This is a genomic window from Mycobacterium sp. UM_CSW (genome assembly GCF_000455205.1).
Classification (GTDB): Bacteria; Actinomycetota; Actinomycetes; order Mycobacteriales; family Mycobacteriaceae; genus Mycobacterium.
Genome location: NZ_AUWQ01000096.1, coordinates 1 through 19,660 on the forward strand (window position 1 = coordinate 1; position 19,660 = coordinate 19,660).

Sequence of the window (19,660 nt, forward strand, 5' to 3'; positions counted from 1 at the left end):
CGCCGCGCAGCGGCGGGCTGAGGAGCCGGGCAAATTAATCCCACGCGGGGTTTCCGGGATATCCACCGCGCGTCTCGCTGGGCAGGGCCGGCGCGCGGAAGTCCCGCACGTCAACGACCTCGCCGTCGATGTAGTCGCGTTGGGTATCGCGGGCGTCGGTTCCGAAAAGCGTCGCGTCGGTGATCAGCGGCACCGTCCGCCGCAGGCGACGCATGCCCAGCGCGGTCAGTCCCGGCCCGGCGACCTTCCGTATCGGCGGCACCAGCAACAGCAGGCCGACGGCGGTGGTGACCAGGCCGGGGACCAGGACCAAGGCGATGGCCAGCGTGACCAGCGCCCCGTCGCTCGCCGCGGTGCGCGGCTCGGTCAGCCCGCGCCGCAATTGCCCGATTTGGCGGATGAGCTGTGATCCCGCCATCGGGGCCAGCACGACCCACCCGAGCATGAACGTGCCCAGCAGCGCCAGCAGCGTCCAGCCCCACCCGACCGACGAGACCAGCGCGATGACCGCCGCGAGCTCGACGACGGCGTAGATCAGAAACAGCCGCGACATCATGTGAGGCCAACGTCCACGGCCCACCGGGGAGTTCCCCTGGTGGCGCCCGACACGGCTGCAGTTAGATGACGCTATGGCAACGATTCAGATCGACACCCCGGACGGATCGATTGATGCGCTGTTGAACCTTCCCCCGGGCGACGGCCCGTGGCCAGGGGTGGTGGTGATCCACGACGCCTTCGGCTACGGCCGGGACAAGCAGGCGACCAACGAGCGCATCGCCCAGGCCGGCTACCTGGCCCTGACGCCGAACCTGTACTCACGGGGCGGCCGCGTCCGCTGCATCACCAGGGTCATGCGGGACCTGCAGACGAAGCGGGGTCGGGCCGTCGACGACATCCTGGCGGCCCGCGATCATCTCAAGGCGATGCCCGAGTGTTCCGGGCCCGTCGGCATCGCGGGCTTCTGCATGGGCGGGCAATTCGCGATCGTCATGTCGCCCAAGGGTTTTGGCGCCTCCGCACCGTTCTACGGCACTCCCCTACGCCGCGACCTCGACAAGACCCTCGACGGGGCCTGCCCGATCGTGGCGAGTTTCGGCAGCCGTGACCCGCTGGGCCGGGGCGCCGCGGACAAGTTCCGCGAGGTGACCGCCGCGAAGCAGATAACCACCGATATCAAAGACTATCCCGGCGTCGGGCACAGCTTTGCGAACACGCTGCCCGCCCAGCCGCTGCTTCGCATCGCGGGTTTCGGCTACGACCAGGCTGCCACCGACGACGCGTGGAGCCGCGTCTTCGCCTTCTTCGGCGAGCACCTGAAGGCGGGCTGAAACACGTTGGGTCACTTCAGCTTCTGCGACAGCATAGTCGCGAACGTGTGCGTGTCCCCGGGCCAGCGCGCCGACACGTAGCGGCCGTCGTCGACGACGAACGCGGCCCGCGGATCGGTGGCGGTGTCACGCACCACGCCCGATGACTTCAGCCACCGGTGCGGCGTTCCGCTGCCGACGTCTTGGAAGTCCGACGGATCCTCAAGCGCGCGAGTGACTTCCGACTGCACGGACATGTACCCGACGGGCTGACCGGGCTCCTCGGTGTAGGTCCGGTAGTAGTCGCGATCCGACAATCGAGTCAGCCGAGTGAGCCGCCAGGCCAGGCCTTCCATCGCCCACGTCAGCGCGGTGGTCTTGCGTCCGTAGAGCACCGAGCGCCCCGTGGCGGGATCGATGCTGCGGGCGGCGAGCAGGACGCCGTGACAGATCGCGGCGACGATCAGCCCTCGCGCGAACGCGTTCACGACGAGCCGCTGCAAGATGTCGCTGTCGATGTAACTACGCATTCCCCGGGCGCGATGGCCGCCGGGCAGCAGCAGCGCGTCGATGCCGTCGAGGCCCGCTTGTGACCAGGTGACCGGACGCTGGAATTCCGCCGAGCGCAGCATGTCCCGGTACGCCTCGCGGCCGTCCTTGTTGGCCCGCAGCATCAGCCCGACGACCGGGAGGCTGCCCAGTACCGGCAGCGCGGACCAGATGTCCAACCCGCGGCCGGTGACCATAATGTCGTCGGCGACGCCGGGCGCGCCGCTTTCGGTGGCGAACACCACCCGGTGGCCGTTGTCGGTGAGGACCCGCCAGCTGACGGCGACCTCGGTGGGGTCGAAGTCGCGGTCCGGGATCGGGATGAGGACGGTCCCCATTTGCCTTAGCTCGGCGCCACTTTCAGCTCGAGGCCGACGTTGTTGTCCATGCCGCCGCGCAGCTTGCTGAAGAAGTTGAAGACCTTGCCGACGATGCCGTACCGCTTGCCGATGGCGTCGTAGACCGCGGCGGTCTGCGACTTGTCGAGGATCGCCGCAGTGCCCTCGACCGCCTCGCTGGTCGGCCGGCCCTGCATGGTGCAGGTGGCCAGCGTGACCCGCGGGGTGTTGCGGATCCGCTTGACCTTCCACGACTTTTCCTGGGTGATGACCAGCAGCCGGTCGCCGCGCTGCTCGTCCAAAGCCGCCCAGATCGGCACCGGCTTCGGTCGACCGTCCTTGGTGAAGGTGGTCAGCAGGAGGTATTGCGCCTTGGCGAGATCGGCGAAAGTGGGCGTCACGGGTGTCAACTTACCGCGCGAGCAGACGCAGAGTCGCACGCGAACAGCGCTTTTTGTGCGATTCTGCGTCTGGTGGCCGGGCAGGGCCCGGCGAACACCGCTGGAGGATCAGCCCTCCAGGTCGCCCTCGGTTTCCAGCAGCGCCTGGCGCAGCCCGTCGAGGGTTTCCGGCTGTGGCTGCGCCCACATGCCGCGGCCTGCGGCCTCGAGCAGCCGCTCGGCCATGCCGTGCAGCGCCCACGGGTTGGATTCGGCCATGAACTTGCGGTTCTCGGGGTCCAGCACGTAGCGCTCGGTCAGTTGCTCGTACATCCAGTCGGCCATGACGCCCGCGGTGGCGTCGTAGCCGAACAAGTAGTCCACCGTCGCCGCCATCTCGAACGCGCCCTTATAACCGTGCCGGCGCATCGCCGCCATCCAGCGCGGATTGACCACGCGGGCGCGGAAGACCCGGGTGGTCTCCTCCGACAGGGTCCGGGTGCGGATCGCGTCGGGCCGGGTGTTGTCGCCGATGTAGGCGGCGGGCGCCTGCCCGGTCAGCGCGCGCACCGTGGCGACCATGCCGCCGTGGTACTGGAAGTAGTCGTCGGAGTCGGCGATGTCGTGCTCGCGGGTATCGGTGTTCTTGGCGGCCACCGCGATGCGCCGGTACTGGCGGTTCATGTCGTCGGTTGCGGGGCGACCATCGAGGCCGCGCCCGTAGGCGAACCCGCCCCACGCGGTGTACACCTGCGCGAGGTCGGCGTCGTCGCGCCAGTTGCGGCTGTCGATCAGCTGGAGCAGCCCGGCGCCGTAGGTTCCCGGCTTGGAGCCGAAAATCCTTGTGGTGGAGCGGCGTTGGTCACCGTGCTGTGCGAGGTCGGCCTGGGCGTGGGCGCGCACGTAGTTGTCCGCGGCGGGCTCGTCGAGCTCGGCGACCAATTGCACCGCGTCGTCGAGCATGGTGACGACGTGCGGGAAGGCGTCCCGGAAGAACCCCGAGATCCGCACGGTCACGTCGATGCGGGGTCGGCCCAGCTCGGTTAGCGGAATCGGGGTCAGGCCCACGACGCGCCGCGACGCGTCGTCCCACACCGGTCGAACGCCAAGCAGCGCAAGGACTTCGGCGATGTCGTCGCCGGCGGTGCGCATCGCCGACGTGCCCCACACCGACAGGCCGACGGATTGGGGCCATTGCCCGTGGTCGGTCCGGTACCGGGCCAGCAGCGAATCCGCCAGCGCCACGCCAGCTTCCCACGCCAGCCGGGAAGGCACCGCTTTCGGGTCGACCGAGTAAAAGTTGCGTCCGGTCGGCAGCACGTTGACGAGGCCGCGCAGCGGCGACCCCGACGGGCCGGAGGGAATGAACCTGCCGTCCAACGCCCTGAGCACCTGGTCGATTTCGGATGACGTGCCGGCCAGCCGGGGCACCACCTCGGTGGCCGCGAACCGTAGCACCGCCGCGACGTCGGCGTCGTCGGTCAGGCGCTCGGCGGCGGCTGGATCCCAGCCGCTGGCCTGCAGCGCCGCGACCAATTCCCGCGCGGCGGCCTCGGTTCGGTCGACCGTGACGCGCTCGTCCGTGCCGTCCTCGGCCAGGCCGAGCGCCTGCCGCAAGCCGGGAATGGCATGCTCGCCGCCGAACAGCTGGCGCGCCCGCAGGATGGCCAGCACCAGGTCGAGTTCGGGCTCCCCCGTCGGCTTTTGGCCCAGCACGTGCAGCCCGTCGCGGATCTGGACATCTTTGATCTCGCACAGCCAGCCGTCGATGTGCAGGATCATTTCATCGAACGAGTCCTCTTCCGGTCGCTCGGTCAATCCCAGATCATGATCCATCTTGGCGGCCCGGATCAGCGTCCAGATCTGCTGGCGGATGGCGGGCAGCTTGCCGGGATCCAGGGCCGCGACGTTGGCGTGCTCGTCGAGCAGCTGCTCCAAACGCGCTATGTCGCCGTAGGTTTCGGCGCGCGCCATCGGCGGGATGAGGTGGTCGACGAGCACGGCGTGCGCCCGCCGTTTGGCCTGGGTGCCCTCGCCGGGGTCGTTGACGAGGAACGGGTAGATCAGCGGCAGGTTGCCCAGCGCGGCGTCGGATCCGCAGGCCGCCGACATGCCGAGGGTCTTGCCCGGCAGCCACTCCAGGTTGCCGTGCTTGCCCAGGTGGACTATCGCGTCGGCGTGAAATCCGGTGTCCAGCCAGCGGTACGCGGCCAGGTAGTGGTGGCTGGGCGGCAGGTCCGGGTCGTGGTAGATGGCGACCGGGTTTTCGCCAAAGCCGCGGGGCGGCTGGACCATCAGGACGAGGTTGTCCGCTTGGATGGCGGCGATGACGATCTCGCCGTCGGGGTCTGCTGTGCGGTCGACGAAGAGGTCGCCGGGCGGTGGGCCCCAGTGCTCGACCACGGCGTCTGCGAGCTCGGCGGGCAGCGTCGCGAACCACGCGCCATAGTCCTTGGCGGACACCCGAATCGGGTTGCCGGCGAGCTGCCCTTCGGTGAGCCAGTCGGGGTCCTGTCCCCCGCGTTCGATCAGCGCGTGGATCAGGGCGTCGCCGTCGTTGGCCTCGACCCCGGGCAGCTCGCCCACCTGATACCCGCGTTCGCGCATCGCGCGCAGCAGCGCGACCGCGCTGGCCGGGGTGTCGAGCCCGACCGCGTTGCCGATGCGGGCATGCTTGGTCGGGTACGCCGAAAACACCAGGGCCACCCGCTTATCGGCCACCGGGACGTGCCGCAGCCGCGCGTGCCGGATGGCCAGGCCCGCGACGCGCGCGCATCGTTCCGGATCGGCGACGTACGAGATCAGCCCGTCGTCGTCGATCTCCTTGAACGAGAAGGGGACGGTGATGATGCGCCCGTCGAACTCGGGCACCGCAACCTGGCTGGCGACGTCGAGCGGGCTCAGGCCGTCGTCATTGTCGCGCCATTGGTCGCGCGGACTGGTCAGGCACAAGCCCTGCAGGATCGGGATGTCCAGCGCGGCAAGGTGTTCGACGTTCCAGCTGTCATCGGAACCACCAGCCGCCGCCTCGGCGGGCCTCAGCCCCCCAGCCGCCAGCACGGTGACCACCATTGCGTCGGCGTCGCCCAGCCGTTGCAGCAGTTCGGGTTCGGCGGTGCGCAGCGAGGCGCAGTAGACGGGCAGCGCCCGGCCGCCGGCCTCTTCGATGGCCCGGCACAGCGATTCGATGTAGGCGGTGTTACCGGCCAGCTGCTGCGCGCGATAGTAGAGCACCGCGATGGTGGGGCCGTCGCCGTTGGCGGCGTCCGGGCGCGGCAGCTCTCCCCACGTCGGCGTCACCACCGGCGGGGTGAACCCGAAGCCGGTCATCAGCACCGTGTCGGAGAGGAAGGCATGTAACTGGCGCAGGTTCTCCACGCCGCCGTGGGCCAAATAGATGTGCGCCTGCACCGCGATGCCGGCCGCCAACGTGGACAGGCCAGTCAGCTCGGCGTCGGCGGCCTGCTCGCCGCTGACCAACACCGTCGGCACACCGCTGGCGATCACCGCATCGATGCCGCTCTGCCAGGCGCGGTAGCCGCCGAGGATGCGGACCACCGTGATCGCGGCGCCGGAGAGCAGGTCGGGCAGCTCCGCTTCATCCAGGCGGGACGGGTTGGCCCATCGATAGTTTTTCCCGCTGGCGCGCGCGCTGATCAGGTCCGTGTCGGACGTCGAGAGCAGCAGGATGGTCGGCTCAGCCACCCCTCATTCGTACCGGGAACGTCGCCGCGATCCTGGCGGCGACCTCCTCGGCGACCCCTCGCGCCGCTTCGCTCTTGCCCGGCTCGTAGCGATCCGCGTCGGCGTCGTAGTCGGCGCCGGCGATCGTTCCGTGGTCGGCAACCAGCTCCACCAGGTCCACCGGCCATCCGACTGCTCGCAGGCTGGCGGCGAACTCCCTGCTGGCGGTCACCGGAACGACGTCGTCGGCCAAACCGTGCAGCAACGTGAACGGCGTGCCCGCGCGGGCCGTCGAGAGTTCTTCGGTCGGGCGCCGGCCGAAAATCGGGTCGGGGACCATGAAAGCGCCCGCCAGGCAGACGGTATGCGCCAATGGGACCTCGCCGCTGACGGTCACCGCCGCCGCCGCGACACCACCCATCGACCACCCGACGAGCACGATGCCGTCGGGATCGGCGGCACGGCTGCGGGTGAAGTCGAGCGAGCCCAACAGGTCCGCGCGGCCGCCGTCCTCGGCGTGGGAATTCCAGTCAGGCGCCACCACTGCGGCGCCGTGGCCGGCGAGCATGCCGGCTAGCGGCCGGACAGCGGCGCGCGCGTCCGTCTGCATGCCGTGCCATAGCAGAACAGTCGGTTGCGTCGGGTCGCCGAAGACATCGGCCGAACGTCCCGGGGCGTACTCCACGGTCTCCATCGCAGGGGTGTGCCCACGTTACGGAGAATCCATGCGCGCCGAGGGTGTACCGAGCGCGAAAAATGCCGCAAACCGGCAGTGAATGCGCGTTCGGCGCGAGGCGCCGTTGCCGTGAACGGTGCTCAAGCGATCACCCAGGCTCGAGATCCTCTGCACAGCCTGGACACTGTGGTGCTGACGCGCCAGTTGTTGGACGATGCCGGCATGCTGCGACCGCCGGGTCTGCTCGGCCTCGACGCGATTCGGCGGCCGCGCAGCGAGCGGGTGACACGTTGCGCGCGGTGGCCGCTTATGACCGCCGGATGCTTTCTGCGGCAGCGAATTTGGGACTGGTCACGGCATCGCCGCGCTAAGGGCGCTCACGGCGCCATGGAAATCGCGGTGTCGTGTTCGGGCGCAAGGCGCGCTCGCTGTGATCGAATTACTGCATTACCCGGCGATCAGCCGGTCGCCCCCGCTCGCGCGCGGCGCTTGCCAGGTGAGATGATCCTGTCCGCGGTCTCGCTCGCAGCGTTGAGCACCTCTGCCTGCGCTGCGGGGTCGGCCATCGCGCGCGAGATCGACACCGCCCCCACCATCAGCGCGACGACGCTCCACGCCCGGCGCTCCCGATCGGTGCCATCGAGCACGTCGGCCACCCGCCTCGCCAACGCGCTGATCTTGCGTTCGTATACCTCCCGAGTGGACCCCGCCGCCCGCGCCACGTCGGCGCTTAACGTTGGCATCACACATCCGTCGCCCGGGTTCTCCACGTGGTAGGCACTGAGGTACTCGGTAAGAAAGCTCTTCAGCTTCGACCGGCGCTCGGTCTTGCTGCCGGACTCCGTGTCGGAAACGAATGGCTCACCGACGGCGGCCTCGATGATCGCTTCGAGCATCGCCTCCTTATTGGCGAAGTTCGAATAGAACGCTCCTGACGTCACGTCCGCCGCGGCGGCGAGCCCGTCCACCCCGATCCCGTTGAAGCCAGCGACCTTCATCGTCCGGGTGCCAGCCCGCAGCAGCTCGGCGCGGGCCTTGACCTTCTGGTCTGCGGGGTATCTCATGACCAGAACACCATAACATAACTATCGATATATTACGGTCCTGGTGGCGGGGTCATCACGCGCTCACCGAAGGTTTTCCAGGTCGATGTCATATCCCACAATTCGGCCCTCCGCGACGCCGGCGCCTAATTTCTTGTTATTCGCGCTTCGTCACGCCCAAGTCATTTCGTCCGGTGGTCTTTGTGGCGCCGCGCGCTGACGTTCGCGGCGCCGCGCCCGAGATGCTCGCAGGTTTGCCGCGTTCCCACACGTCTTCACGTTGCACCACCTCCCGCTGTTGTTCTTCGAGCGGTCGTAGAACGTCCTCCGGCAGAGGGGTTCTCGGCATTGCTTAATCCGTTTCCACCGATCGTCTCGCTGACTGAGGTAGATCTCGCTGAAGAGGGCAGATGCCAGCCAACGCCAGCCGCTTCCGGTTGGGTCGATGCGCAGCACACCCGAATCGGACAACGCGAACGCTCCGTCAACAGAGCTGACACACCGCACCTGTCGCCTATCCGGTGAACTTTTGTTGACCAGTTTCGCGATCGCGTCGCGCAAGTCTCGCAGTTGCGCCAGATCCGCTGCATTCAGTGACGGCGGCTGAGCGTCGGCATCTCGCGGCTTCACCCACTTGGACACCGCATCGGCGCACCATTCTGCTGCCAGGTCGACGTCGGTCAACAGATCGGTGCAGTACCCAGGGACGGCGGCGGTGTTGAGGAATTCCTGAACCAACAGCAGGCCGCCGGGCGCGACCCCGAATCCGCCCTGGGGCTCAAACCGTTGTGAAGGCATCGTTGCCGGCCGCAACGCCGCTGGGGTAACCCCGCTCATATTCGCTGCCAAGGTTCGATGGCCACTGACTTACGTCGATCGCGCTGGGGAAGTCATCGCTGCCGCCGGCCTCCGCGATGACGTTGTGAACGTACGGCTCCAACTCTATATCCATGAGGCTCTCCTGATCATCGTTCGGGCATCTGATCGATATCTACGAGATGCGCCGAAGATTCTGCAGATCAACATAATTCAAGGACATTGCGGTCACTCCTCATCGCTGACGAACGCTCCATATCGATGCCGTTCCAGCCGCGGCGCGAGGCCACGAATCGTGGATGACCGCAACGTTTCTACGGGTACCTCCGATGCCTGACGGAAACTAGGGGCACTACTCACCATTCCCGCCTCGCCTCGGGATGCGTTGTCGCCACTTCCGTGCCATCACTTCTTCGGTTGATCGGCACCTGGATGCGGCCGCACACCCGGCGGCCGTGGCTGCTCAGCCGAGCGCAGGCATGCTGCTAGGCCACCGCCGTTTCAAGGCCTAGCGTCAAGCGCAGCCAGCGGCCCATTTCGGCGATTGCCCGGTCCACCTCGTCAACGCGACCGGCTCCCATGATGAAAGAATGCTGGCCCTGCTCGATCCGGCGGACAATGACATCGTTCCCCGCCTCCCTTGCCTTTTGGGCGAAAGCGACGGCGTCCGAGGCGAGGAGTTCGTACTCACCGTAATACACCGCGGTGGGAGGCAATCCGGACAGGTCGGCTCCCAGCAGGTGTACCCGCGGGTCGGTGAAATTGACGTCGGTTCCGTCCAGCCAGCACGACCGGAACAGCTCGAGCAATCCCCGCGTGAGCAGCTTGTCCCGCTCCGAGTTAATTTTGATGGAATCCCCAGACAGCGTGACGTCAGTCCACGGTGAGATGGCCAAAACGGCGCCGGGCAGTGCCTCGCCGCGATCTCGCAGACGCAGGGCAAGTTCGACTGCTAGATAGCCGCCGATCGAATGGCCGACGCTGGCTATCTTGTCGGGGCGGTAGCCTTGGTCGAGCAGCCAGCGGTAGGCGCTTTGCACGTCGTCGACTTGCGCTGGGTACTTGTATTCCGGAGAACGCCGGTAATTCAGTACCAGCGAGCGCGCGCCGGCCGCCTTCGCGAGGTGCCCCGCTGCCTTGCGGTCGGAATGCATCGACATCAGCACGCTGCCACCCATATGCGAGTGCAGCAGCACCGATTCGGAGTCAGCGTCCACGGGGATGCACCACAAGGCCTCAACCCCTCCGGCGTCCGCCTCGGCATAAGTCACCCCTTCGGGTTCCTTCGTTGCCGCATGGATGTTTTCGGTGACATCGCGGATCGTTTCAAGCTCAAAGTTGGCGTTCGAAGATCTCCTCCCGATCTCCGCCAAGAACTCTGCGAAATCGACCGCCTGCTCGCTTGCCATCCCACTGCCTTTCGTCGCGGATCATAGAATCACGATCACTATATAACGATCGCTATCCGATGGCCAGCTTGTCGGCCATACCCGCGAGGTATGGTCGATTGCCAGATTCGGTATTGGACGGCATCCGACACATCGTGAAACGCTTTGGCTGCAAGCCATTTCGAGGGGTGGTGTAGAAGTGCTGCGTGAGGACGTCACGATCGATGCCGAAGGAGCCACTCTCCACGCGTGGTGGTACCCCGGGCGGCGAGACCGCCGAGCGGGCACAGCAAATCCTTGTGTGGTCATGGCGCACGGATGGACATCAACAAAGAAGATGCACCTCGACAAGTTCGCCGAGGTGTTCGCGGCGGCCGGGCTGGGCGTGCTGGTCTTCGACCATCGGGGCTGGGGCGATTCGGGGACGGCGCCCGGCAAGCCACGTCACGAAGTCGACGCCTGGGAGCAGATCCGCGATTACCAGCATGCGATCACTTTTGCGCAGAACCTCTCCGAGGTCGATCCCGACCGTATCGGCGTCTGGGGAACGAGCTTCTCGGCGGCACACGCGTTCGTTGTCGCCGCGATCGACCGGCGAGTGCAAGCCGTTTGCGGCCAGGCGCCGTTCATCAGCGGCCGGACTACCTATGCCAACCTGGTCCGAGTGAACAATCAGGTGGTGGGCCCGGAGCGGTTCACCGTGGACCGGCGTGCTCGCGCTCGCGGCGGTCCGCCGCAAATGGTGGCAGTCATCGGGACGGATCCGAACACGCTGGTGGGCCTGCCCACCTCGGACGCCTACGCGTTTTTCACCGAGGCGCGCGCGACGCTGGATCCGCAATGGCCCAACGAGGTCTCGTTGCGTAGCCTTGACAACTTCTACGGGTACGAACCGGCGCGGTATCTGCCCGACATCGCACCAACCCCGCTGCTCATGATCGTCGCGCGCGAGGACGGCTTGACGGGCGGGAAACTGGCGGCGGCCGCATATCAGACCGCGGCCGAACCGAAAAAGATTGTCTTCGTGCCGGGGGGCCACTTCGCGGCATACACCGGCGACGGGTTCGCGCTGGCGGCCGGGGCCGCGCGGGACTGGTTCGCCACGCACCTCGGCTAGGGAAGTCGCCTCAAACAGCCCAATGTCGTTCAGAGGCGCTGCGATCCCGAGCTCTTGTCATTCCGATGGCGAATACGTTGATGACCTCCGGGTCGACCGGCCCGTCATTGTTATCACTGGCTCCTGGCCGAGGGCGACTCCTTCAGGGGCTGTGCGCAACCCATACGGCCAGTGCGCCGGCAAGCCCGGTGAACTTCGCCGATGCCGGTTGCACGGCCCGACTCCACGCTCGGCAATCCCAGCCCGCGCGCCACCTCCGGTCATTTGCGTCGCTTGCCGGGCGAAATAAGCCTGTCTGCGGTCTTATTCACCCACGATCCCTTACGCTTGCGAGGTCGGATCGATCGTCTGTCTGGCACAGGCGAGCGCGGCTGTGATGAAATCGTCGCGCGCCGCATCCGTGACTGTGGCGTCCCACGCCAGCACCACCCGGCTAGGAGCGAGGCCGTCGGCTGGCACCACCCGAAGGTCAGGCCGCACGTAGGACATGGCCGTCGACCGGGGCAGCACTGCGAAACCGGCACCGGTGGCAACTAATTCGAGCTTCTGCGCGACTCCGGTGACCGACGACTGCACTGCCGCGCGGCGCAATTCCGGGCTGGCGATGGCATACCACTCCGGCACCGACGCCGGATTCTGCAGCAACCGCCGCGGCGCCAGGTCGTGCAGCGATACCGACCGCCGCTCAGCCAGCGGGTCACTGGCGGGCAGCACTACGTCGCGCGGCTCTTCAAGGAGCGGCGCTGTCGCCAGGCCAGACAGGTCGAATGGCGAGCGGGCGTAGACCACCTGCACGTCGCCGCGGCGGATCACCTCGGCCTGCTCGTTCCAGTTCACGGGCACGATTACCGTGCGCCGGAGCGGATCGCCCGCCTCGAACGCCCTCGCGGCGGCGGTAGCCAACAGCCCGGGTAGTACGCCGACCGTGACCACGACGGCAGGGGCTTCGGCTTGCGCCAGCCGCTGCCGCAGCGCCTGCACTTCCGCGAGCAAGAAGCGGCCGTCGTCGAGGAGGCGCAACCCAGCGGGGGTCAGCGTAGTCCCGCGGGTGCCCCGATTGAGCAGCGTGGTTCCCAGCTCGTGCTCGAGCGCGCGAATTTGACGGGACAGCACGGGTTGGGCAATGTGCAGGCGTGCCGCGGCGCGGCCGAAGTTGAGTTCCTCCGCCACGGCGACGAAGTAGCGGAGCTTGCGCATGTCCAAATCCAATGTGGCCATACCTAAAGGGTATCGCTGCCGGACCAAATGGGTGTTGGACGAGCGAAGCCCCGGCCCCGACCCTGTATGTATGAGTCTCTGCAACCAACGTGTCCTGATCATCGGGGGAACGTCCGGCATCGGCCTGGCCGTGGCTGCGGCGGTCGCCGAGCGCGGCGCCACGCCCGTCGTCGCCTCGCGCCGGATGTCGAGCGTCGACCGCGCGCTGGGCGCGCTGCCCGCTGGCGCGGTCGGCGCCACGGTTGACCTCGGCGACCCAGCGTCCATTGAGCGGCTTGCCGAACTGGCGGGCCCGGTCAACCATCTGGTCTACACGGCGGGCGAGCCGCTAGAGATGGTGTCACTGGCCGCACTGACACCTGACGTTATCGCCGGCTTCTACCAAACTCGCTTCATCGGCGCGTGCAACGCGGTTCGGGTGATCGGTCCGCTCCTGCCCGCGGACGGCTCGATTACGTTGACCAGCGGATCGGCCGCCGAGCAGCCGGAATTCGGCGCTTTGCCGGTAAGTCTGTGCGGCGCGATGAATGCGCTAACCGCCGCTCTGGCGGTCGAGCTGGCGCCGGTGCGGGTGAATGCTGTGGCCCCGGGCGTGGTTCGCTCACCGCTGTGGGACACCATGGGCGAGGAGGACCGCGACGCGCTGTTCGCCGCTGCGGCAGAACGGATCCCGCTGAGCAGGATCGCCGAGGCTGACGAGGTGGCACGGGCCTACCTGTACTGCATCGAGCAGACGTACTCCACCGGAGCGATCCTCAAGGTCGACGGCGGCAGCGTCCTCGTCTAGTCGTCGTCGTCCAACCACCCGCAAATGTGAAAGCGACGAACCAAACGGGCCGGCTGCGAGACCAAGCAGGTTTTGTAGCGCGTCGTTGACCGCTTGTTACAACGGGATTGAGCTCGCGCCAGGCCCGAAAACAGCCCCGGGACGATGTCGTCGCCGCAGCAGGCGCAGACAGCCCGGTGCGCGGCCGCGTGTCCACATCTTGCCTGCCATGGAAATTCGGCGTCGACACCAACAATGTGGAGCATAGCGGCGGGTGCTTCCCGGAATGCATCAGCGCGGCTTCGGCCACGACCACTGGTTGTCCTGTCGTGTTTCTGTGAGTTTGGTTCCAGTTGAACCCTTTTCGTGGCCGGCGCGTTAATGTATAGCGATCGTTATTTCAATTGAGGAGGTTGTGGTGGCAGGCGTGTTGGAGCAGCGGTACGACTTTGTCGTGTGTGGTGCCGGGACGTCGGGGTCGGTGGTTGCGCGTCGACTCGCCGAGATTCCGCATGTGTCGGTGTTGCTGCTGGAGGCCGGCGGTACCGATGAGGTTGACAGTGTGAGGCAGGCCGACCAGTGGCCGCTCAACCTGGGCAGTGAACGTGATTGGGGATTCGCTGCCGAGCCTGACGACCGGCTCCATGGGCGGGTGCTGCCGTTTTCGATGGGCAAGGGGCTGGGCGGGGGGTCGAGCATCAACTTGATGATTTGGGCGCGTGGACACCGCAGCGACTGGGATTATTTTGCCGCAGAATCCGGGGAGAGGTCATGGGGCTACGAGCGGGTGCTCGATCTGTACCGGAGTATTGAAGACTGGCACGGGACCGGGGAATCATCTCACCGTGGCCGTGACGGTCTTGTCTTCATTCAACCGGTTGCCGATGTGCACCCGTTGGCCCCGGCGGTTTTAGAGGCCGCCAAGCTGCTCGGAATTCCGACCTACCAGAGTCCCAACGGGCGACTGATGGAAGAGTTCCGTGGCGCCGCGATCACTGACATGGGTATCCGCGGCGGACAGCGTGTCTCGATCTTCCGCAGCTATGTTGGACCCTACCTAGACAAGCCCAACCTGACGGTGCTGACCGGTGCCTTGGTGAAACGCGTGATGTTTGAGGGCACTCGGGCGACCGGTGTGGAAATCGACTACGCCGGGTCGACACATCGGGTGGCTGCTGGCGCCGAAGTCGTGCTGTCGCTGGGCGCCATTCACACACCGAAGGTGTTGATGCAGTCCGGTATCGGCGACACGACCGAACTGCGTCGCATCGGCATCCCCATCGTCCAGCACCTACCCGGGGTCGGCCGAAACTTCCAAGACCACTTCGGATTCGACTGCGTATGGGAGCTCCCCGAAGCCATCCCCGGTGACACTCAAGTGCAAGCCGCCCTGTTCTGGGACTCCGGACTAACCGCAGACATAAACGGACCCGATTTGTTCGCCTGCCTGGGCCCATTCCCCAAAGCCACTCCCGAAAACGCCGCCAAACACGGCCTGCCCGAGAATGCATGGACACTGTTCGGAGCACCAACGCACCCCAGGAGCCGCGGTCAGCTGCGGCTCACGGGACCCCGCCCAACCGACCCGATCCAGATCCACGCCAACGCCCTAGCTGACCCCGAGGACCTCAAAATCGCCATCGCCTGCGTGGAAACGCTGCGCGAAATCGGCAACAGCGCCAAACTACGCCCCTTCGTCACCCGAGAAGCCATGCCCGGCAACAGCTCAGCGGACGAACTGGAAACCTATCTGCGCGACGCCGTCATCACCTACTGGCACCCATCAGGCACAGCCAAAATGGGTCGCGACGCCATGTCGGTAGTCGACGGCCAACTCAAAGTCTACGGCGTAAGCAACCTGCGCATCGCCGACGCGTCCATCATGCCGCGCATTACCACCGCCAACACCATGGCGCCCTGCGTCATCATCGGCGAACAAGCAGCTCACTTCATCCGCAACCAACACGAAATCTAACAACAATCACTCCAACCAACGCCGTATCGGTACTAGCTTGAAAGCTTTGCGAGGCAACGATTTCTCGCTATGGATGGGTCCACACTTTGTGAGTCCAGTGACGCTTCACTTGCGGACGTAAGTGCGAATGTTTGTGAAATGACGATCGATCTTCGATCAACGGCGTGTTGAACAGCCGTACGAGCGCGGAGGCAGTGGAGCCCCGCATGCCCAGAAAGGAACCCTCGATGACCAGTGAGCCGGCACCAGAGCGGGACTACATACTAGGACACTCCCGTCCCGAAATCGACCGTCTGATAACGCAAGCCGAGATGTTGCGACCCATCACCGAACGTCTGCTGATGCGCGCAGGTATCGAGCCAGGTATGCGCGTGCTTGACATCGGTTGTGGGCCAGGCGATGTCTCGCAGCTGACCGCTGATCTGGTGGGCCCAACCGGATATGTGATCGGTATCGATCGCAGTGAAGATGCAATCGATACCGCACGGGAGCGGTTCCGCGCTCGGCGCCACACCAATGCTGAGTTCATCCAATCCGACATCCAATCTTATAACAGCCCAGCGGGCTTCGACGCTGCTGTATGTCGGTACGTTTTGATTCATCAAAAGGAACCCAGTGATTTCCTGCGAATGGCTCGTAGGCTCATCCGGACCGGCGGTGTCATAGCGCTTCACGAGATGGACGCATCGCGCGGCGTTCGATCCAATCCACGGCTCCCCGCACTGCATGAGGTTTACGACGCGGTGCACCACACGCTCACACGGGGGGGCGCGCCGTTTGACGTCGGCGGACGGTTGGTACGCGTCTTCCGCGAGGCGGGGCTACCTGCGCCATCGATGTTCACGGAGACACTCGTCGAGAGCGCGGTGGACTCACAGCTGCTGCCGTGGATTGTGGGCCTGGCGCGCGAAGTGCTTCCGCACATGGTGGCGGCGGGCGTGATGACCGCTGAGCAACTCGCGATCGACACATTGCTGGATCGCTTGCGGTACCAGGCGGACTCGTCAGATTGTCAGCTCGAGTTCGTTCCCCAGATGTGTGCCTGGGTTCGAGTGTGACGACTCTCTTCCATAGCGACCGCACGACGCGAAGAGATCAGGAAGAAGATGCTGGAATTGCTTGACACCGGAAGGCGTAGTCAAAAGCGCCCGCACTCAGTCGTATTCGTACACGGAGCTTGGCATGCCGGCTGGTGCTGGCAGGACAATTTCGTTGCCTTCTTTGTCGACCGGGGGTTTCGCGTGTTGGCGCCCAGCCTGCGCGGGCACGGCCAGAGCCCGTCGAGCAAGTCGCTGCGCTGGTGCTCGATCGCCGACTACGTCAACGATGTTCGCCAGGTCGTCGGCGCGCTCCCAGAGCCACCCATCCTCGTCGGACACTCCATCGGCGGCTTTGTCGTGCAGAAGTATCTCGAAAAGCACGACGCAGCAGCTGCCGTACTGATGGCTTCAACCCCACCGCGGGGCGGACAGCTGGGTTCCGTAATGCGAATGATACGTCGCCACCCCTGGCGCTCAACGAAGTTCGCCCTGACGGCCAACCCGCTGGACCTAGTAGGGACTTCCGCTGGCGCGCGGGAATTGTTTTTCGGGGAGGGCGCGCCAGATAGCCTTATCGACAGCTTTACGCGGCGCATCCAACCCGACAGCACACGGGCAATGATGTTCGACACGGTGGTTGGCAGTCTTGTCAAAACCAAGAATGTCCGCTCGCCGATGTTGGTCGTCGGCGGAGAGCACGACCAATTCTATCGGCCCAAACACGTGCGTCGTACCGCCGCGGCCTACGGAACCAAACCCGTCCTCATTCCCGGCGTGGGACACGAAATGATGCTCGAGCCTCAGTGGAGGGCGGTCGCCGGAATTATTGAAGCCTGGCTGACACGTATAGGGCTCTAAGAAACCGAACTCAAGTAACCGCAACCAGATTGGAGTACAGTGAGCTTCGCCAGCCCCTTCCCAGATGTCCGTATTCCCAACGTCCCCGTCTTCGACTACTTATTCGATGGCATCACCGACGCCGACCGGGCGCGCGTCGCGCTCGTCGAGGCGACGACCGGTGCCACGGCACACTACGGGGAGCTGGTCGATCAAATCCAAGCATTCGCCGCGAATCTCGTCGCCCGCGGAGTTGGCGTCGGTGACGTCGTTGGCTTACTTTCGCCCAACAGCACAGCGTTCGCGGTCGCGTTTCACGGCATCCTGCGAGCAGGCGCGACCGCAACCACGTTCAACGTTTTGTCGACGGTGGATGAAGTTGCCCGGCAGCTGCGCGATTCACATGCTCGGATGATGCTGACCGTCGCCGAGCACCGCGAGAAGGCCGAAACCGCAGCCGAGCAAATAGGACTCGCACGGAGCGATGTGCTGATACTCGGAGACGCAGACATCAGATCCCAACCGGCAGCTCACTGCGCCGGCACCAGGAGCTTCGATCCGGCCGACCACTTGGCGGTCCTCCCCTACAGCTCCGGCACTACCGGTCTGCCAAAGGGGGTGATGCTGACGCACCGCAACCTGGTAGCCAATGCCGCCCAGGTTCAACCCCTCAACATCGTCGGTCCCGACGACGTCGTTCTGGCCGTGCTGCCGTTCTTTCATATCTATGGCTTGTCGGTGCTGCTGACGGCTTCACTGGTGCCGCGCGCCAAGCTGGTCGTTATGCCTTCGTTCGACCTGGCCGCGTTCTTGGGCGCCATTCAGGATCACCGGTGCACCAAGGCATTCATCGTGCCACCGGTGGCCGTCGCGCTGGCTAAACACCCAATGGTGGATTCCTACGACCTGTCTTCGCTGGAAGTCATCATGTGTGGTGCCGCGCCGCTCGACGCGGAACTCGCGCGCGCGGTAGGCGCGCGACTCGGTGTAGCGGTGTGGCAGGGCTTCGGAATGACGGAACTGAGCGGCGTCGGCCACAGCATGCCGGTCGACGGAGGCCGAGACTCGATAGGCGTTGTCGCGCCGTTGCACTCCTGCGGGTGGACTCTCCCGAACGCGGTCAGCAAGCTCGTTGCGCCGCAGACCGGTGTCGAGATCGTGATCCCCGACCAGGGCGTCAGCGCAACCGGCGAGCTGTGGTTCAAAGGCCCGAATGTGATGCTCGGCTACCTCGGCAACGATGGGGCGACTGCCAACACCATCGACGACGACGGATTTCTGCATACAGGGGACCTAGCTTGCGTCGACGCCGCCGGGTGTGTCTATATCGTCGACCGCCTCAAGGAACTCATCAAATACAAGGGCTACCAGGTGGCACCCGCTGAACTCGAGGCACTGTTGCTGACCCACCCCGAGATAGCGGATGCCGCGGTGGTTCCCGCCATCGAACCCGAGTCCGGCGAGGAGATCCCCAAAGCCTTTGTCGTCACCCAACCCTCCGCTTTGTTGACCGCCGCCGAGGTGATGGAGTTCGTGGCTAGCAGCGTCGCGCCATACAAAAAGATTCGTGCGGTCGAATTCACCACCCTCATCCCGAAATCGGCATCCGGAAAGATTCTCCGCAAGAATCTGAGGGACCGCTGACGTCCCGCTCACGTATCAGCCCGCATCCCGCCACCCGCTGGTGATGCCCATCCGGAAGCGACATGCAGACATGACACGAAAGCCCGAGACTGCCTACGCCCGAAGTGGTGATCTGCACGTCGCCTACCAGATTGTCGGCGACCGCGGGCCTGATCTGCTCTTCATCCCCACGGCGGCCTATCCGATTGACCTGCTCTGGGACGAGCCTTCGGTAGCTGCGTACCTTCGCCGGTTGGCTTCGTTCAGCCGGTTGATCATCACCGATCTTCTGGGGGTCCGCAGTTCCGATGCCATGCCGACCACAGACCTGCCCGCTGCACTCCTGGACCGACGGTCTCATCGCGGTCCTCGATGCGGCCGAAAGTCACAGCACATCCGTGTTCGCGACCGCCGAATCCGCCCTTCCTGCAATGCTGTTGGCCGCAAACCATCCGAGGAGAATCCGCTCGTTGATCCTGTGGAGCCCCTTCGCCCGTTTCAGCCGGGCAGGTGATTATCCGTGCGGTATGCCCGAGTCCACCCTTGGCAAGTACGTCAGCGCTGCTGCCGCGGCTTTTGGGACCGGTGCCCTCGCAGATGTGTTAGCGCCAACATGGATTGACGACGGGCCGAGGCGTCGATGGTGGTCACGAAGCGAGCGACTTGCCGGTGGGCCGGGTTACTTCAGCCGCATCTATGAACTCTACATGCGGAGCGACATACGACCGGAACTCGAAGGAATTCAACCAAAACGCTTGTGCTGCATCGCAAAGGCGATCGCCACGTTCGGATCGATCATGGACGGTATCTCGCTGAGCGAATCGCCAATGCGCATCTGACGGTCCTGGACGGGGACGACCATATATGGTTCGCAGGCGATACCGACGCTGCGCTCGCAGAAAT

The 19,660-nt window shown here is 65.4% G+C and carries 17 protein-coding genes; 8 read left to right on the forward strand and 9 right to left on the reverse strand.

Annotated features, from left to right (window positions below; translation table 11 throughout):
- Window positions 1-34 precede the first annotated feature (34 nt).
- Window positions 35-556: an FxsA family protein gene (locus tag N415_RS25655; protein ID WP_068187788.1), complete on the reverse strand. Its 522-nt coding sequence runs from the start codon at window positions 554-556 to the stop codon at window positions 35-37.
- 73 nt (window positions 557-629) lie between these two features.
- On the opposite strand from N415_RS25655, the gene N415_RS25660 reads away from it, so the two are divergent.
- On the forward strand, window positions 630-1,328 hold the full coding sequence (locus N415_RS25660) for a dienelactone hydrolase family protein (protein WP_068187789.1): 699 nt from the start codon (window positions 630-632) through the stop codon (window positions 1,326-1,328).
- A gap of 11 nt (window positions 1,329-1,339) precedes the next feature.
- On the opposite strand, the gene N415_RS25665 is transcribed toward N415_RS25660, so the two are convergent.
- From N415_RS25665 to N415_RS25690, 7 genes are all read right to left on the reverse strand, one after another.
- Window positions 1,340-2,194, reverse strand: coding sequence for a type 1 glutamine amidotransferase domain-containing protein (locus N415_RS25665; protein WP_068187790.1), 855 nt, complete (start codon window positions 2,192-2,194; stop codon window positions 1,340-1,342).
- A 5-nt stretch (window positions 2,195-2,199) separates the two neighbouring features.
- Complete coding sequence (locus tag N415_RS25670; RefSeq protein ID WP_068131504.1) at window positions 2,200-2,595, reverse strand: PPOX class F420-dependent oxidoreductase; 396 nt, start codon at window positions 2,593-2,595, stop codon at window positions 2,200-2,202.
- 108 nt (window positions 2,596-2,703) lie between these two features.
- Window positions 2,704-6,279 (reverse strand): cobaltochelatase subunit CobN, encoded by a 3,576-nt coding sequence (gene cobN / locus N415_RS25675; RefSeq protein WP_068187791.1) that lies wholly within the window; start codon window positions 6,277-6,279, stop codon window positions 2,704-2,706.
- On the reverse strand, window positions 6,272-6,952 hold the full coding sequence (locus N415_RS25680; RefSeq protein ID WP_068187793.1) for an alpha/beta fold hydrolase: 681 nt from the start codon (window positions 6,950-6,952) through the stop codon (window positions 6,272-6,274). Before N415_RS25680 ends, cobN begins: the two co-directional genes overlap by 8 nt.
- A gap of 440 nt (window positions 6,953-7,392) precedes the next feature.
- A complete protein-coding gene (locus N415_RS25685) occupies window positions 7,393-7,998 on the reverse strand; it encodes a TetR/AcrR family transcriptional regulator (protein WP_068187795.1) in 606 nt (201 codons plus the stop codon).
- A gap of 150 nt (window positions 7,999-8,148) precedes the next feature.
- The gene (locus N415_RS31035) at window positions 8,149-8,814 is read right to left on the reverse strand and encodes a CGNR zinc finger domain-containing protein (protein ID WP_239645701.1); all 666 of its coding nucleotides are present in this window, start codon (window positions 8,812-8,814) and stop codon (window positions 8,149-8,151) included.
- Between the two features lie 464 nt (window positions 8,815-9,278).
- The gene (locus N415_RS25690; protein WP_068187797.1) at window positions 9,279-10,202 is read right to left on the reverse strand and encodes an alpha/beta hydrolase; all 924 of its coding nucleotides are present in this window, start codon (window positions 10,200-10,202) and stop codon (window positions 9,279-9,281) included.
- A 178-nt stretch (window positions 10,203-10,380) separates the two neighbouring features.
- Here N415_RS25690 and N415_RS25695 point away from each other — a divergent pair, with 178 nt between their 5' ends.
- Window positions 10,381-11,298 (forward strand): alpha/beta hydrolase, encoded by a 918-nt coding sequence (locus N415_RS25695; protein WP_255342547.1) that lies wholly within the window; start codon window positions 10,381-10,383, stop codon window positions 11,296-11,298.
- 321 nt (window positions 11,299-11,619) lie between these two features.
- Here the strand turns inward: N415_RS25695 and N415_RS25700 are convergent, their stop codons facing one another.
- Window positions 11,620-12,516, reverse strand: a complete 897-nt coding sequence (locus N415_RS25700) for a LysR family transcriptional regulator (RefSeq protein ID WP_068187798.1) — start codon at window positions 12,514-12,516, stop codon at window positions 11,620-11,622.
- Window positions 12,517-12,586: 70 nt separating this feature from the next.
- Between N415_RS25700 and N415_RS25705 the strand changes: the two genes are divergently transcribed.
- From N415_RS25705 to N415_RS32955, 6 genes are all read left to right on the forward strand, one after another.
- On the forward strand, window positions 12,587-13,303 hold the full coding sequence (locus N415_RS25705) for an SDR family oxidoreductase (RefSeq protein WP_068187802.1): 717 nt from the start codon (window positions 12,587-12,589) through the stop codon (window positions 13,301-13,303).
- Between the two features lie 397 nt (window positions 13,304-13,700).
- Entirely contained in the window at window positions 13,701-15,257 is a 1,557-nt protein-coding gene (locus tag N415_RS25710) for a GMC family oxidoreductase N-terminal domain-containing protein (RefSeq protein ID WP_068187853.1), read from the forward strand.
- Between the two features lie 227 nt (window positions 15,258-15,484).
- The gene (locus N415_RS31040) at window positions 15,485-16,315 is read left to right on the forward strand and encodes a class I SAM-dependent methyltransferase (RefSeq protein WP_161630352.1); all 831 of its coding nucleotides are present in this window, start codon (window positions 15,485-15,487) and stop codon (window positions 16,313-16,315) included.
- Window positions 16,316-16,363: 48 nt separating this feature from the next.
- Window positions 16,364-17,155 (forward strand): alpha/beta fold hydrolase, encoded by a 792-nt coding sequence (locus N415_RS25725; RefSeq protein WP_068187806.1) that lies wholly within the window; start codon window positions 16,364-16,366, stop codon window positions 17,153-17,155.
- Between the two features lie 39 nt (window positions 17,156-17,194).
- Window positions 17,195-18,778: an AMP-binding protein gene (locus N415_RS25730; RefSeq protein ID WP_068187808.1), complete on the forward strand. Its 1,584-nt coding sequence runs from the start codon at window positions 17,195-17,197 to the stop codon at window positions 18,776-18,778.
- Window positions 18,779-19,155: 377 nt separating this feature from the next.
- Window positions 19,156-19,596 (forward strand): hypothetical protein, encoded by a 441-nt coding sequence (locus N415_RS32955; RefSeq protein WP_239645703.1) that lies wholly within the window; start codon window positions 19,156-19,158, stop codon window positions 19,594-19,596.
- The last annotated feature ends 64 nt before the right edge of the window (window positions 19,597-19,660 follow it).

Bases quoted from the DNA above. Each gene is read 5' to 3' on its own strand.
- N415_RS31040 (WP_161630352.1), top strand. From the start codon at position 15,485: ATGACCAGTGAGCCGGCACCAGAGCGGGACTACATACTAGGACACTCC.
- N415_RS31035 (WP_239645701.1), bottom strand. From the start codon at position 8,814: ATGAGCGGGGTTACCCCAGCGGCGTTGCGGCCGGCAACGATGCCTTCA.
- N415_RS25665 (WP_068187790.1), bottom strand. From the start codon at position 2,194: ATGGGGACCGTCCTCATCCCGATCCCGGACCGCGACTTCGACCCCACC.
- N415_RS25685 (WP_068187795.1), bottom strand. From the start codon at position 7,998: ATGAGATACCCCGCAGACCAGAAGGTCAAGGCCCGCGCCGAGCTGCTG.
- N415_RS25660 (WP_068187789.1), top strand. From the start codon at position 630: ATGGCAACGATTCAGATCGACACCCCGGACGGATCGATTGATGCGCTG.
- N415_RS25655 (WP_068187788.1), bottom strand. From the start codon at position 556: ATGATGTCGCGGCTGTTTCTGATCTACGCCGTCGTCGAGCTCGCGGCG.
- N415_RS25705 (WP_068187802.1), top strand. From the start codon at position 12,587: ATGAGTCTCTGCAACCAACGTGTCCTGATCATCGGGGGAACGTCCGGC.
- N415_RS25725 (WP_068187806.1), top strand. From the start codon at position 16,364: ATGCTGGAATTGCTTGACACCGGAAGGCGTAGTCAAAAGCGCCCGCAC.
- N415_RS25690 (WP_068187797.1), bottom strand. From the start codon at position 10,202: ATGGCAAGCGAGCAGGCGGTCGATTTCGCAGAGTTCTTGGCGGAGATC.
- N415_RS25700 (WP_068187798.1), bottom strand. From the start codon at position 12,516: ATGGCCACATTGGATTTGGACATGCGCAAGCTCCGCTACTTCGTCGCC.
- N415_RS25680 (WP_068187793.1), bottom strand. From the start codon at position 6,952: ATGGAGACCGTGGAGTACGCCCCGGGACGTTCGGCCGATGTCTTCGGC.